Genomic DNA, 13,642 nt, shown 5'->3' with positions numbered 1-13,642 from the left:
CCTCGTGACGGAAAATTCCGATGGGCTTCTCACCGTCGACGCGCTTCGCAGCATGATCCGTGGCGGCAGTCTCGGCCTTCAATCACGCCAGCTGTTGCAGCTGCCGTTAGGGATCGGGAGCTTAGCGAGCGACGGTTCGCGCGTCACAAGCTTGGACCTGAGCTTCAACGAGCTCTGCGATCTCTCCTCCGAGATCGGCCGGCTAACCCATCTCGAATATCTCGATCTATCGGGCAATAGGCTCACAAGCCTTCCCACAGAAATCGGCATGCTAAAGAACCTCAAAGTGCTTATCTTGGCAGAAAACTTAATTTCTGATTTACCCTCCGAGCTGTTTAGCCTCGACTTTCTTCAAGAATTGGATCTTCAGGATAACCGATTGCGGAACATCCCGCTCGAACTTGGATCGATGCGGCAGTTACATACCATCGACCTCCGGCATAATTTCATTAGTCACCTACCGAGTCGAGCCGCCGTTCTACTAGCGTCCTCAAAGCTAGTAAGGCTCGAAAGTAACCCTTTGCCTGACCCCATACCGCAGCTCGTGGCACGCGGGCAGAAGGCGTTGGCACATTATGTTGCCGCCCTTGACGACGCCGTTGAGACCTTCGAGGCGAAGCTCCAGATTGTCGGAGAAGGAAATGTCGGAAAGTCCTCTCTTTTGGCCGCTTTACGAGGGGAACCATTTGTCGAAAACCGAGAGACTACTCACGGCATAGAGATCGACACCTTCGAGGTTAAACACGCCGGTACGGGCAATAGACTGACCTTGCATACATGGGATTTCGGCGGACAAGAAGTATACCGCATCACTCACCAGTTCTTTTTCGGCCAACGCTCCCTTTTCGTACTAGCGTGGAATCCCCGTGAAGGCGTCGAACAGGACGCGGTCGAGTCATGGATTAGGCGCATTCGACTGCGTGTCGGCGCAGGGGCCACAATTATCGTAGTATCTACTCACTGCGATACCAGGCGAGCAGAGATAGATTTTGCAAGCCTCCAAGTCGCCTTCAGCGACCTAAACCTCAGGCGAGCTGAGATTGACAGCAAAACGGGAACCGGCATCAGTGACCTTCGAGCCCTTATAGCTGAAAGCGCATCAGCGTTACCTCAGGTGGGCCAGAAAGTCAGCTCGAGATGGGGGTCCATACGCGATCAAATCCTAGGGCTTGCTGCCACAGATCCTCAGATCTCGTTCGAGCGTTTTGTCGGTATCTGCACTCAGAACTCAGTACTTGACCCGGGGGAGGCACGAACCGTTGCAGAATGGCTTCACGACCTTGGGCAGATCGTTCATTACTCGTCGGACGAGGGCCTCCGCGACGTTGTGGTACTCAATCCTGAATGGCTTACCAAAGCGATCGGCAAAATTCTGGAGGACACGCTTACTCGCGACAACCTCGGAGTTCTCGACCACGCCAGGTTATACGAACTTTGGAGCACGGGGGACCGGAGCGGCTACGCCGAGAGCTATCACCCGTACTTCCTACGCCTAATGGAGAAGTTCGAAGTATGCTATCGACTCCCAGATACTGATCGAAGCCTTGTGGCGCAGCTCGTTCCATACGAAAAACCGCTATTGCCGTGGGAACGAGGCGGTGCCCCACATGACGGACACCGAGCATTGCGCATAACTTGCAAGATGAGCGAGAGCGCTCCCGGCCTTATCTCTTGGCTCACCGTGAGGCATCACCGCAGTTCCGTCAATATGCATTGGCGCAACGGAATCTTTTTACGCCATCCGATCGCCGATTACGCTTCGGAAGCTCTGATCGAGCAGTCGACATCAACGACAGTTGAACTGGAGGTGCGTGCGCCCTCGCCGGACTTGATGTTCAACGTTCTCCGAGACAGCATCGAGGACGTCATCTGCTTACGTTGGCCCGGACTCGGGTATGAGCTGAGGGTCCCATGTCCCACAGATGGGCCGTGCAAAGGCGATTTTCCTCTAAAGGCACTGGGAATCTTTCTCAACATGGGCGACCAATCCATACGTTGCCCGTACTGTTTCGAGCAACACGATATAGCTGGGCTCTTGACGGGATTTGCCCCTAAATCTTCCCTCGTGAGGGAATTGTCCAAGTTGACCAGACGCCTTGCCAAGATTGAAGGCCACGTGGCCGACATGGCTCATGCAATGCGGCGCGTGATCAAAGCCATCGGAACCGAGGTTTCCGATTGCCCGCGGCTAATGACCTTGACGCCCACAGCGGGACTTAATCGCGTATATTCGACAACCTTGAGCTACGAGCTGACACTGTGGTGTGAGCACAGTGATTGCTGGCACCCGCTTGATACCTTCTACAAAATAGAGCTGCCGAAGGGCTGGGTTATCGGCATCGCCCCATACCTGCGATTCATCGCGAAGTCATTGAAAATAGCAACGACCGTGGCCAGCACTGGACTCTTTTCCTTCACCTCGGACTGGAACATGGATGCCGTTAAGGCGAAGGTTGAATTGATGGAAGAGGTCGTCCATTACTTGCCGAGTGATCCGGGCGCGGCTACAGAATCGGAGGCTCCCTTAAGCGATAGCCAGCTCACACCTGCCGAAGGGCACGCCTTACGTGGCCTGCGGGCACTGCTGTTCGATCTGGATAAGAATCAATATTTCGGCGGGCTTCGCAGGGTCCAGGATCCGAGCGGATCGTACTTGTGGATTTGCCAGGACCACTACCCGCTGTACGATCCGGGGCTGCCCAGCCTCCCGTCGCACTCTGACCACACCAGCAGTGGAACGAACTGGGGTTTGCCCAAGTGAGGTCCTTTCATCCTGATTGGCGTCGATGTCGCGTGCTGTAGAGCCAGGATGGCCCGCGCGATGGTGCCGGTCTTGCTGACCGTGCAGCGTACGCGGGAGAGGATCTGCCAGCACTTGAGCGTGGCGAAGCCGCGTTCGCCAGGTGCCCGGACTGCGGCGTGGCGACGGTTGTAGGCGGACGCGGGGATCAGCGGCTTTCCTTGCCGGCCCGGACCGGAGTGATCAGGGTGGGCGCCTCGCCCTGGTAGCCGCGGTCGCCCAGAACTGCAAGCCGTGTCGGACGGCGGCGTCGACCACACCCGTGTCGGCGTGCGGCGGTCAGGTCATGGGTCGAGCCCGGCAGTTCGTCGGAGATCCACAGCAGGTCTCCGGCCTCGCCGGACAGCGCCTGCAGGTTGACGCCGTAGGTGCGCTTGCGGTGCACCCACCACAACTTGTGTGCGCTGGTCCAGCGGACCCGGAACGTCGCGATGATCGTGCCGTCCAGGATCGTTACCTTCCCCATCCGCCCAGCCAGGGCCTCATCCAGCGACGGCGCCAGCGCGGCTCTTAAGTCGCTGGCCGACGAACAAGACGCCACCACCTATCGATGGTATTCGACATCTGCCGGCGAGTGGGCGTTGGCACGTCAACGTTGGGGACCTCCCGCACCGGCCAGGCCCGCCACGCTGAAGACACGGATACGGGCGGCCGGTGTGTCGGCGTGTGCGCCGCGTGTGGCGACGAGTGCGGCGGCTTCGGGCATGGTCAGGGGAAAGAGGAAGCGTTCGGGTTCGCCCGGTCTGCTGAGCGCGATGGCGTCCAGGCGGTGGCTGAGGCCGGGGACAGCGGCCAACTGCGGCTGAGGGTCGGTTGCGGCGGCGCTTTCTGCCACCGGGGTGATGACCGCGATCGTGGCCGGCCTGGCTCCGGAGATCAGCCTGCAGGAGAGCAGGAGGTCGGCCAGGATGGTGTCGTCAGGTTGGCGTCGGGCTGGTGGCCATTGGGCGGTGATGAGTGTTGGCGGGATGTTGCGGTCGATGGTGGCCAGGTCACCGGGTGCGTTGACGGCGATGAGGTTGCGGCCGGCGAGCCGGGTGGCTGCGGTGGCGTGGAGGTCGCCGGTGAGGCTGACGACGGTGTCGTCGCGGTTGGTGTAGGTCAGGACGAGTTGGCGGGTGAGTCGTGTGGCTAGGCCTGAGGCCGTGGGCATGGTGAGGTCGGTGTTGAGCCACCACATGGCGAGCGCTGGGCCGGGGTCGGTGTGGCCGCGTGTGGCGGTGTCGGCGGTGATCATGGGTGCTCCTGGTTTCTCGGGTTGTCTCCTATAGGCGTGTGTTGGGCATGTGGTGGCCGTGGTCGCCGTGGCTGGGCCAGCCAACATCGCCCAACATGTGTGGGCGAGCGATGTGCGTCCGTTGTGTCGGCAGCGGCCGCCGTGGGGATCGCCGGTGTTGGGCTGTGGTGGCCAACAGCCGTCGCGCACGGTCGGCATCGTTTTCGCAGGTCAACACCTGGCAACGTGTGCATGGGCTCGGAACGTGCCAGGTACGGGACCTGCTTGGCGGCTGCTGCCGGTGGCGGGTGGGCCTGGTCGCCGTCTGCGTCGGTCATGCTGTTGGGCTGGGGCACCGTTTCTGTTGGCTTGCCGTGGCGCCATGGGTTGGTGCGCTGCGACCTGGTGGCGCCTGACTCGGTGGAGTTGTGATGTCGCTGGTGGTCCGCCGCTCCTGTTTGGCTGCGGTGCAGGAGCAGTTCGAGATGTTGGCCGCGGCTGGGCAGCTGCCGCTGGCCGATCACATGGGCGATGTCTTCCAGCCGGCTGTGGGGCTGCTGCAGCTACGTGACTTGGTGCTCTCGGGGGCCGTCGGTGACGGTGTTGCCGACCGGTTGTGGCGGGTGCTCGTGCAGCGTTCGCGCAGCGACGCGGGGCCGTGGATGATCGCGGCGTTGGGGATGGCTCTGCCTGGCCTGCGCCGGGCGGCACGGGACTTGCGGCTGCGGTGGAGCGACGATGTCGAGGACCTGGAGTCTGAGCTGTTGGCGGGATTCCTGGAACGGCTGGAGACGGTCGATGTCGAGGCGCCGCGGATCTGCGGTCGGCTGATCGACGCGGCGGTGCGGGCGGTTCGGCGGGCGCAGTCGGCGGGGCGGTTGGCGCAGCAGCCGACGTCGTTCTCGGCGGGCCCTACGGTTCCGGGGCTCCCGTGGGATCACCCGGACTGTGTGCTGGCGCGGGCGGTGGCGGCCGCGGTGCTGTGCCGCGAGGAGGCCGATGTCATCGGTGCGACGCGGCTGGGCGACGCGACGCTGGCGCAGGCTGTGTCGGCGCTGGGGCTGACCAGGCCGGCTGCGCGGCGGTGGCGGCGACAGGCGGAGCTGCGGTTGAGAGATGCCATCCGTGCCGGTGAACTGGCGTTTTTCCCTAGGCGCCGACGCCGACGGCGGCAGTCTGCGCCGGTGGCAGCTGCTGCCTGAGCGCGGCTGTGTTGGGTGGATGTTGGGCGGTGTTGGGCTGCGATCAGGTGAATCCGTAGCCCAGCAGCACCTTTGGTAAGCGACGGGACTATCACGCCGACGATGCGGTGCCCGTCGCGCCAGCTGCGGCCGCGACTGTTGGATAGGCGGCCGGAGCCAGCTGCTGCACGCGGCTGGCTCCTGCGCTGGCGCACCTCGAGTCCGTACTACGCCCCGGTTCAGCCGGGGCCGGAGGTGCTGCCATGTTCCCTCGACTCGTTCAGCGTGCGTTTACAGTGACTCTGCCCGCGGCCACCGCGGTTGTTGTCGCTGCGTCCGCCGCCTACGCCGAACCCGATCCCGGTGACGACACCAAGCCCGATCAGCTGAATCTCGCTGGGATCATCGGCAACGTCCAGGGTCTGGTCACCGGGCTGCTGATCGGCCTGGCGACGCTGTTTCTGACTTTGGGGTGCGTGCGCTACATGATGGCCAACGGCGACCCGACCGCGACCGAGAAGGGCAAGGGCGCCTTCCGCAACGCGCTGATCGGCTACGCGCTGGCGATCGTGTCTCAGCCGGCGCTCGCGCTGGTCAAGAGCCTCGTCGAGTAGCCGTGAGCGCGATCGCCGGCCAGCTGATCGCGGTGTTCGTCGGGTGGCTGGCCGCCAACGTCGACAACACCCTGAACACTATGTGGGACCTGCTGTCCAATTCGCTGCTGCGCAGCCCGGATGTCACGGCCCTGCCGCAAGTGAAGGAGTTCGCCGGCACGTCGCTGACCGTCGTCAACACCGCGTACATTCTGGCGGTCCTGGCGACGGCCCTGATGATCATGGGGCGGGACACTATCTCGACGCAGTCTCCTTACGGTCCTGGTGAGCTGATCCCCCGGCTGATCATTGGGTTCATCGGCGCGAACGCCGCACTGCCGCTGACGTCGATGATCATCCGGTTCGCGAACGCGCTCACCGCGGCGCTGACCGACAAGCCGATCGCCGACCAGCAGACGCTGCCCTACCTGCGAGGGCTGGTGAGCTCGGCGCTGCCGGCGGGTTCGGGCAGCGGGTCGATCGGCGGCTCGCCGAGCCCGAACGCATTCCTGCTGATCGTGATCGGGCTGCTCATCGCGGTGCTGCTCGGCATCCTGCTGGTCCAGTGGATCACCCGTTTGGGTCTGCTGCTGTTGCTGGCGGGCATCTCGCCGCTCGCGCTTGCCCTGCACGGCACACCGTGGACCGAGGCTGCCGCGAAGCTGTGGTGGCGTTCGGTGCTGGCCACGTTGGGCACGGTGACCGCGCAGGCCATCACCATGCACTTGGCGATGCGGATCCTGCTGACTCCCACCGACACGCTGCCTGTGCTGGGTGTGCCGGGCGACCCGGGCGCGGTCCTGAACCTGCTGGTCGCCGCTTGCATGTTGATCGGCGTCATCAAGATTCCCGGCTTGATGAAGCGTCTGGTGCTGCGCGGCGGGTCCGGCGGGGGCCGGGTCATGGGGTTCGTCATCTTGCAGCAAGCGACCCGCGTCATCACCGGGCGCCTACCCAAGTTCAGCCGTAAGGCCCCGCTGGCCGGTGTCGGCGTCCGCTCGGGCGGCGGCGGTGCTGGAAGTTGGCCCCGTGTCGAGATGCCGTCCGAGCCGGCGCGCCCCGGTAGGGCGCCGTGGCGTGGCCGTCCCAGCTGGCAGGCCGACCCGAGCGGCTCGTCGCGTCCTGGTGGGTTGGCGGGCCCGGCAGGCCGCCTGCCGCGACGGGCCTCAGTTGCCCCGGCGCAGCCTCGCTCGCACCCGCGGCCGTACACACCGGACGAGCTGGCTGCCGGTGTCGATCTCTACACCCGCCGCATGAAGAAGCAACGAGGAACCATCTAAGGAGCGACGATGCGTCACGATCCCGATGTGGTGCCGGTGACCCGGATCCCGGCCGATGTCAACACCCCCGACAAGATCGCTTTCGCGATGACCGCCCGGCAGATCGCGGTCCTGAGCACGGCCGCCGTAGCCGTCTACGGCATCTACCGCGCCCTGGCCGGGCTCGTCGGCCCAGCGACCATGTTGGCGATCATGCTGCCGCTGGGCGGCGTGGCCACCGCCATCGCCATGGGCAGCAGAGACGGCCTGCCCCTGGAATCGTGGATGGTGGCAGCTCTGCGGTTCCTCCGTGCGCCGAAGATCCTCGCCCCGGCAGCCGACGGGCAGCACCATCCGCCGCCGGCGTGGGCACCGCACGTCGACAACCTGCGGCTGCCCGCTGTGCTGCGGCTGCCGGCCGGTGGCATCGACGAGCACGGCATCGTGGACACCGGCGACAGCGCCGTGGCGTTGGTGGCGTGCACGACGCTGAACATCGGTCTGCGGACCGGCGATGAACAGGCCGCGCTGCTGGCCGGGTACGGCCGGTGGCTCAACTCTCTCACCGGCCCGGTTCAGGTCGTGGTGTCGACGCAGCGCGTCGACCTGTCCAGCCACGCCCAGCGCATCACCGAACGCGCCGACCTGATCACCAGCCCGGCCCTGGCGGCGATCGCCGTGGAATACGCCGGGTTCCTCCATGACCTGGCCGAGCACCAGGACCCGCTGTGGCGGACCGTCACCATAGCCGTCTCCGCCACCGGCGAGGCGGCCCGCACCAGCGAGGTCATCCGCCGTGCCGAGCAGACCGCGATCGCGCTGACCGCACTGGGTGCCAGCGCGGCGGTTCTGGACGGTGCCCGCGCGACCGCGGTCCTGACAACCGCGGTCGACCCCTACGTCCCGACCGACGCGACGTGGCCGAGGTCGCGGTCCACCGACGTGATCACTGGAGGTACCCCGTGAAACTGCCCCGCGCATTGCGCAGACTCTCCCCCTCCGCTGCTGCGAGCCCGGCCGATTCGGCCGGGCTCGCTGCTGTTGTGGGCCCGTCGGCGGTGGAGGTGACGCCGAACTGGCTGCGGGTCGGTGACGGCTACGCCGCCACTCTGGTGATCACCGGGCTGCCGACGCTGGTCGGTCCGGCGTGGCTGTCGCCGCTGACGTCGTGGCCGGGCCGTATCGACATCATCCAGCACATCTCGCCGTTCACCGGGCCGCAGTCGGCGCAGATGCTGCGCCGTCAGCGGGCCCGGCTGGAGTCCAGCCGCCGGGTTGACGCCGACCACGGTCGGCTGACCGACCCGGCGACCGAAGCCGCCGCCGAAGACGCAGCAGATCTGGCCGACCGGGTCGCGCGCGGGCAGTCGAAGCTGCACGACGTCGCGACCTACGTGACGATCCACGCCACCGACCTCGACGAGCTTGCCGAAGCCGTGGCCCACGTCCGGGCCAGTGCCGCGAGCACGATGCTTGACACCCAGCCGGTGACGTTCCGGCAGCTGCAGGGCTGGACGTCGACTCTGCCGCTGGGCGCCGACAGTCTGCGGATGCGGCGGGTCATGGACACCGAAGCCCTCGCCGCGGCGTTCCCCCTCGCCAGCGCGGACCTGCCGGCGCCGCTGCCGGGTGAGCCGGCGCCGGCGGGTGGGGTGTTGTACGGGATCAACCCGGATTCGGCCGGGGTGGTGTGGTGGGACCGCTGGGCCCAGCACAACCACAACAGTGTCGTCGTCGCCCGCTCCGGTGCGGGCAAGAGCTATTTCGTCAAGCTGGAGGTGCTGCGCAGCCTCGCCGACGGCGTTCACGTCGCCGTCGTCGACCCCGAAGACGAGTACGTGCGCCTGGCCCGCGCTGTCGACGGGACCGTCATCCAGCTCGGCAGGCCTGGCGTGCGGGTCAACCCGCTCGACATCCCGCCCGGCGACCGCCGCAGCGACGCCCTCGTCCGCCGGGCGCTGTTCGTCCACTCGCTGGTCGCGGTCCTGCTCGCCGAGCAGCCCTCAGCCGCCGAGCAGGCCGCCCTCGACACGGCGATCGCCGCGGCGTACGCCGGTGCGGGCATCTCCCACGACCCGGTCACGTGGGCGCTGCAGGCGCCGCTGCTGCGCGACGTCGCCGCGGCGCTGGCCGAGCAGAGCGATGACGCCGCTGCGGGCCTGGCGGCCCGGCTCGCGCCGTGGACGAGCGGGTCGTTCAAAGAGCTGTTCGACGGGCCGACGACCACGGTCCCAGCCGGGCAGCTGGTGGTCTGGTCGACGCGGCAACTTGCTGACGAGCTGCGGGCACCGGGCATGCTGCTGGCGCTGGATGCGATCTGGCAGGACGTAGACGCCGCCCCCGCCCGTGCCGTCGCGGCACCTCGGCGGCTGGTGATCGTCGACGAGGCGTGGCGGCTGCTGCACGACGGCGAAGGTGCCCGGTTCCTGTTCCGGCTGTCCAAGCAGGCCCGCAAACGCCGCGCCGGGGTGTCGGTCGTGACGCAGGACGCCGCTGACCTGCTCGGGTCGCAGCTCGGGCAGGCCGTCATCGCCAACGCCGCGACGCAGGTCCTGATGCGGCAGGCGCCGCAGGCCATCGACGAGATCACGGAGGCGTTCGGGCTGACCACCGGCGAGGCCCGCGCCCTCCTCGCTGCCCGACGCGGAGAGGGGATCTTGCTCGCCGGCGCGCACCGGGTGTCGTTCCAGGCCCTGGCCAGCCCGGCCGAGCACCGGCTGTGTGTCGGAGACCTCGACCGCCTCGACGATGACGACGAGGACGAGGACGAGGAGCCGCGCCGGTGAGCGGCCTGCACATGGCAGCGTACGACGGCGACCCCGACCTGGCGTCCGAGCTTTCCGGCGTCGTCAGCGATGCGGTGATGTGGTGCACGGACCGGCCGTGGCTGGCGTTGGTCGGGTTCGCGGTGCTGTCGGGCGTCGGCGTGGCTCGTGTCGGGTGGCTGCGGCACATCGACCGGCTGCTGCATGCCAGTGCCCAGCAGGTCGTCATCGTGGCTCCGCCGCAGGTCGACCCCGCCGGCGTGACCGCGTTCTGGGCGGCGATGGCACCGCTGCTGAGCCGCCGCAGGTTCCGGGTGTGGCGGCCCAGGCCGTACATCACCTGGGAGTACCGGTGGGCTGGCCGCGAGCTGACGATCGTGCTGTGGCTGCCCGGCATCATCAAGGCCGCGCCGGTGCTCGCTGCGATACGTGGTGCGTGGCCGGGCGTGACCGTGTCAGCGGCCGATGCCGGACCTGCGCTGGCTCAGCGGGACGGCGTTGCGGTGGCCGCGTCGGCCGGTGCCGCGCTGGTGCCGGTGATGCCGTCGTGGTATCCGCTGCTGACCGACCATGAGACCGATCCTCTGCGGGCCGTCGTGGCTGCCGCGTCGGGGCTCAAGGACAGCGAGTCGGCGTGCGTGCAGATTCTGACCCGACCGGCGTCATCGCGTCAGGTCCGGCAGTTGCGGCGCGGCGTGGCAGCGCTGCGGACCGGCCGGAGTGCCGGCGGTGTCCTTGATCCGGGTCGGTGGCTGGGCGCGGTCCTGGACGGGTTCGAGTGGCTGATCAGCCCGTCGCGGCACCCGCATCCGGGTGCCGGGCCGTCGCAGCAGGCGCTGCTGGCCGTCGACCCGCAGCGTGACCGCGACGCCCGTGCCGCGGTCGAGAAGCTGACCGGGCCGCAGTGGGAGACCGCGATCCGCGTCGCCGTCGCCCATCACAGTCCACCCGACCGTCCGCCGGGCGCTACTGCCAGAGGCAGGCTCGTCACGGCCGTCGAGGCGCTGATGGGCGCCGCCGGGCCGTGGACCGGACGCAACCGGCTGCGGCGGCTGCGGATGCCGCACGCAGCGCAGATGCTGCAGGCGCGGTCGCTGCGGCACGGGTTCGTCCTCAACGCCGTCGAGCTGGCCAGCCTGGCGGCGCTGCCGCAGGACATGGCCCTGCCGGGCCTGCTGCGGGCGCGGGCCAAGACGATGCCCGCTCCGGTCGACGTGCCCTCCGGCGGCCGCGGTACGAAGATCCTTGGCCGGGCGGAGTGGGGTGGGCATCCGGTCGCGTTGCCGGTCGCCGACGCCCGGCAGCACGTTCACATCGTCGGAAGCACCGGCTCGGGCAAGAGCACTCTGATGCTGAACATGATCCTCGACGACATCGGCGCGGGTCGTGGCGCCGTGGTCATCGACCCGAAGGGCGACCTGGTTCGCGACGTCCTGGACCGGATGTCGGCGAAGAAGGCCAAGAAGGTCGTGCTGATCGACCCCGACGTAGACACCGGCACGACGCTCAACCCGCTGTTGGGTGAGGACCACGACCTGGTCGTCGACAACGTCGTGTCGATCTTCTCCAGGATCTTCCAGAAACACTGGGGTCCTCGCATCGACGACGTGCTGAGGGTGTCCTGCCTGACGTTGATGCGGCACGCCAACGCGACGTTGACGCTGGTTCCGCCGCTGCTCAACGACTTCACGTTCCGGCGCCGGTTCACCGAGGACCTCACTGACCCCGAAGGCCTGCGCGGGTTCTGGGAATGGTTCGAGGCGACCCCGCCGGCGGTCCGTACGCAGATCATCGGGCCGGTCCAGGCGAGGCTTCGGTCGGTGCTGTTACGCCCGTTCGTGCGCCGCACCCTCGGCACGCCGTTCAACTCGTTCGACATGGGCGAGATCCTCGACGGCGGGGTGCTGCTGGCGCGGGTGCCCAAGGGCGTCATCGGTGAGGACACCGCCCGGCTGATGGGGTCGTTCGTGCTGGCGTCGGGGTGGCAGGCCGCCACAGCCCGGGTCCGGCTCGACGAAGCCGACCGCCGCGACAGCGTCACCTACGTCGACGAATGCCATAACTTCCTCAACCTGCCCGGCTCGGTCGGCGACATGCTCGCCGAAGCCCGCGGGTACCACTTCGGCCTCGTCCTGGCTCACCAGAACCTCACCCAGCTGCCCCGCGAGACGCAGCTGGCCCTGTCCGCCAACGCCCGAACGAAGATCTTCTTCTCCAGCTCGCCGGAAGACGCCACCCAGCTGGCCAAACACACCAACCCGGAGCTCGACGAGCACGACCTGTCCCACCTGGACGCGTTCCGGGCGGCCGCGCGGCTGCTCGTCAACAACCGCGAGACCGCGGCATTCACGCTGCGCACCAACCCGGCGCCGCCGGTGGCCAATGAGGCCACCGCCGTGCGGCAGGTCATCACCGCCGCCGCTCAACACCGGCGCACGGCCGCGATCACACGCCTGGCCGGCATCGGCGACACCGACCGTGCCTCGCACGACCATGACGCCTGACCTTCGCTGCCCGGCCGCCTGCGGCGGCCGGGCAGCTCAACACAACCCCCGAGGAGACCTGGTGCACGGACCCGACAACACCCTTCGCGGCGGCTGCGGACACCGCCTCCTGCGCCTGGCTGGCTCCGGGTGGCTGCTGCCGACGTCACCGACACCGCGCCTACGTCGTGTCGGCATCCGCGCAGTGGTCGACCGCTGGCACCGCCACGGCCGTACCCGGCACTGGCCGGCCACGGCCCGGCGGCGCCGGTCCTGACCCCGGTCCTGCCCCTGGTCCGCACGTGCACCTGGGTCCGGTCCGCGTACTGCCGCCCCGATGCCGCCCCCGACCCAGCCGAAACACCAGCTAGGAGCACACGATGACCGACGGTCCAGGATCGCGACTGTCCCTTGAAGGGGACTCTTCTCTACCGGGGAACGACAACACGATGAAGGCACGTAAGCGCCCGCCGACGGCACGACTGCCGACCCTTATGGACCTGTCCGGGCGCCTCAACGCCCGCGACTTCACCATCGCCCACCTGCTCGACGAGCACACCGCGCTGACCACCGCGCAGCTGACCGCAGTGTTGTTCGGTAGCCCGGTCACGTGCCAACACCGGCTCAGCAGCCTGCGTAAGCTGCGCTTCGTCGACCGGTTCATCCGCAACCAGCCCACAAGGCCCCGCCCCATGTGCTGGGTCGTCGGTGCCTTGGCCGCCCGGTACGTCGCGCTGGTCCGCGATGAGGCTCCGCCTACACCCAAAGCCGTCCAGCAGCGCGCCGAACGGATCATGGCCAGCCCGAAGCTCGACCACCTGCTCGGCGTCAACGGCTTCTTCGTCGCCTTGGCCGCCCATAGCCGCACCGACTCGTCGACGCGGCTGGCGCGGTGGTGGTCCGAGCGCAGCAGCACCGCGGCCTACGGACGCCGGATCCGGCCCGACGGCCACGGCGTCTGGACCGACGGCACCACGTCGGTCGGGTTCTTCGTCGAGTACGACACCGGCACCGAACCCATCGGCCGTCTCGTCGACAAGCTGCCCGCCTACCAGCGGCTGCGCGATGACGGCGGCCCCGACTACCCGGTCCTGTTCGTCCTGCAGAGCCCTGTCCGCGAGCAGCACCTGCATCAGCGTCTGGGTGCCGGGGTGGGCTCGACGGTCAGGGTCGCCACGACCAGTCCGCTCGCTGGCGCTGATCCGGCTGCTGCGGTGTGGCGGGTGTCGGGTGAAGGACGTCGTCGGCGGCTGGCGGACCTGCCTTCTGCGCACGGGCAGACCGGGCCGATCAACCCCGGGCCGCCGCGTGTGGGCGACGATCCGCTTCGGCTGCTGCAGGCCCT

General features: G+C 67.5%; 10 protein-coding genes. 8 read left to right on the top strand and 2 right to left on the bottom strand.

Features of this window, described 5'->3' with window-relative positions; all coding sequences use genetic code 11:
• The first annotated feature begins 4 nt into the window (after positions 1 to 4).
• Positions 5 to 2,761, top strand: coding sequence for a COR domain-containing protein (locus QEZ54_RS20825; RefSeq protein WP_281306349.1), 2,757 nt, complete (start codon positions 5 to 7; stop codon positions 2,759 to 2,761).
• A 187-nt stretch (positions 2,762 to 2,948) separates the two neighbouring features.
• Here the strand turns inward: QEZ54_RS20825 and QEZ54_RS20820 are convergent, their stop codons facing one another.
• Together QEZ54_RS20820 and QEZ54_RS20815 are read right to left on the bottom strand one after the other, a co-directional pair.
• Positions 2,949 to 3,344, bottom strand: a complete 396-nt coding sequence (locus QEZ54_RS20820) for a transposase family protein (RefSeq protein ID WP_281306348.1) — start codon at positions 3,342 to 3,344, stop codon at positions 2,949 to 2,951.
• Positions 3,345 to 3,389: 45 nt separating this feature from the next.
• The gene (locus QEZ54_RS20815; RefSeq protein WP_281306347.1) at positions 3,390 to 4,037 is read right to left on the bottom strand and encodes a hypothetical protein; all 648 of its coding nucleotides are present in this window, start codon (positions 4,035 to 4,037) and stop codon (positions 3,390 to 3,392) included.
• Positions 4,038 to 4,447: 410 nt separating this feature from the next.
• Here QEZ54_RS20815 and QEZ54_RS20810 point away from each other — a divergent pair, with 410 nt between their 5' ends.
• The 7 genes from QEZ54_RS20810 to QEZ54_RS20780 form a co-directional block, all read left to right on the top strand.
• A complete protein-coding gene (locus QEZ54_RS20810; protein WP_281306346.1) occupies positions 4,448 to 5,218 on the top strand; it encodes a hypothetical protein in 771 nt (256 codons plus the stop codon).
• Positions 5,219 to 5,460: 242 nt separating this feature from the next.
• Complete coding sequence (locus tag QEZ54_RS20805) at positions 5,461 to 5,811, top strand: pilin (RefSeq protein WP_281306345.1); 351 nt, start codon at positions 5,461 to 5,463, stop codon at positions 5,809 to 5,811.
• A gap of 2 nt (positions 5,812 to 5,813) precedes the next feature.
• Entirely contained in the window at positions 5,814 to 7,070 is a 1,257-nt protein-coding gene (locus QEZ54_RS20800; RefSeq protein WP_281306344.1) for a hypothetical protein, read from the top strand.
• Positions 7,071 to 7,079: 9 nt separating this feature from the next.
• Positions 7,080 to 8,015 (top strand): PrgI family protein, encoded by a 936-nt coding sequence (locus tag QEZ54_RS20795; protein WP_281306343.1) that lies wholly within the window; start codon positions 7,080 to 7,082, stop codon positions 8,013 to 8,015.
• Positions 8,016 to 8,029: 14 nt separating this feature from the next.
• Positions 8,030 to 9,835, top strand: coding sequence for a DUF87 domain-containing protein (locus QEZ54_RS20790; protein WP_281306522.1), 1,806 nt, complete (start codon positions 8,030 to 8,032; stop codon positions 9,833 to 9,835).
• On the top strand, positions 9,832 to 12,318 hold the full coding sequence (locus QEZ54_RS20785; RefSeq protein ID WP_281306342.1) for a type IV secretion system DNA-binding domain-containing protein: 2,487 nt from the start codon (positions 9,832 to 9,834) through the stop codon (positions 12,316 to 12,318). The genes QEZ54_RS20790 and QEZ54_RS20785 overlap by 4 nt, the downstream gene beginning before the upstream one ends.
• A gap of 359 nt (positions 12,319 to 12,677) precedes the next feature.
• Positions 12,678 to 13,642 (top strand): replication-relaxation family protein (locus QEZ54_RS20780; protein ID WP_281306341.1); only part of this gene is annotated, 965 nt, incomplete at its 3' end.

The organism is Catellatospora sp. KI3 (assembly GCF_029948125.1).
Classification (GTDB): Bacteria; Actinomycetota; Actinomycetes; order Mycobacteriales; family Micromonosporaceae; genus Catellatospora.
Note: the sequence above shows the minus strand (reverse complement) of the source record. Positions and strands in the feature narration are given on the sequence as shown.